This window comes from Microvirga sp. P4_G7 (genome assembly GCF_056401005.1).
In genome coordinates, this window is record NZ_JBFUKD010000802.1 from 1 (window position 1) to 1,487 (window position 1,487).

The 1,487-nt window shown below is 62.5% G+C and carries 1 protein-coding gene and 1 pseudogene; both read right to left on the reverse strand.

What is annotated here, in order from left to right; all coding sequences use genetic code 11:
- A pseudogene (locus AC1DT3_RS20815) lies at nt 1-488 on the reverse strand (colanic acid biosynthesis glycosyltransferase WcaL); the annotation flags it as partial.
- Nucleotides 489-498: 10 nt separating this feature from the next.
- On the reverse strand, nt 499-1,487 hold a 989-nt coding region (locus AC1DT3_RS20820), incomplete at its 5' end, for a glycosyltransferase family protein (RefSeq protein ID WP_477467104.1).

The window sequence follows — 1,487 nt, forward strand, 5'->3', positions numbered from 1 at the left end:
GTCCAGATGTCCTTCGCATGCGCCGAGTAGGTCCACGTCCGGCCCGAGAGCAGCGCCGCGTAGCGGACCACGGAAGCGGGCGTGTGGAGATAATGAACGTGAAGATGGCGAATGCCCTCGGGCATTTCCCGCGCCATGACGAATGCCTGGCCGAGCCTGCGAATGCGGTTCGCCGTCTTGTCGCGTCTCAAGTCGCGGCCGAACACGCGCATGAGGTGCCAGAATTGCGGGCGCTTGAGAGCGGACAGGAACCCGCGGATGACCCGGATCGGTTCCTCGTAGAGATATTCCGGAAGGTAGGCGACCTTCGCCCGGATCTTCTTGTTCATTGGGTGCACCGCCCGCTCGGTCGGATGGCGCAACGACCAGATCTCGAGTGCGAGACCGCGCTCTTCGAGGGCGAGAATTTCCTGCGCGATGAAGGTTTCCGACAGACGCGGATAGCCCTTCACGACGACGGCGATGCGTCCGGTCGGTGGAGGTGACATGGTGGTGACGCTACTCGGCTGCCTGGCGGGTCTCGACGAAGGCGCTCGGTTTGCCGAGCGGCGCTCTCAATTGCTCTCGAATGCGGTCGAGACCGTCCAGCAATCCGGGGATCACGACCTCGGAGGGGCGCGGCTGGCTCGACAATCCGCGAAGGGCGTCGGCCATCCGTTGGGGCGTCCTGGGGGCGTCGTAGTCGCTCAGCATGCGGACGAGCCCAAGTCGCTCCGCCTCGACGGCGCGAATATATTGCTCGAGGCGCGGTCTCGTGCGCGGAACGATCAAGGCGCGCTTGTCGAAGGACAGGATCTCGCAAAAGGTGTTGTAGCCGCCCATTGCGACGATCGCGTCCGCTCGCTGCATCAAGCGCTCGATCTTGTTGTCGAACGAGATGGCATCGAGCTTTTCCTGCTTGGCGATACGCTCGAGGAAGGTGCGGCGCCGGTCGCGGTTGATAAAGGGACCGAACAAGATCAGGGCGGACACGTCGATATCCGGATCGGCCTCGTACGCCGATATGACCCAGTCGATCATGTCCTCGCCATCGCCGCCGCCACCGGCGGTGACAAGGACGAACGGACGCTTCGTCATCTTGGGATAGCGGGTCAAGGACGGCGTTTGCGGAATTTCCCGGTGCAGGTAACCGGTATAGATGATGCGGTCGTCAACCGTTTGCGGCAGGTCGAGGGCGGCGAGCGGCTTGTAGACGTCTTCCAGGCCATAGACCCAGATCTCGTCATAGTAGGTGAGACTTTCCTTGGCGCCCTTGCGCTCCCATTCCGGGACGAGGAGAGCCGGCTCGTCCATGACGTCCCGAATACCGAGAATCAGTCGGCAATCCGTGCCTTTCAGGAATTCGAGAGCGGGCATGACTTCACCGCGGAAGCCGGTCGGCTCTTTATCCACGATAAAAACGTCAGGCTTGAGCGTCCGCGCCGCTTCCAGGATGAGGGCCTGGCGCAGATTGACGGCTTCGTCCAGGGGCGTGTTGAGATTGAGGC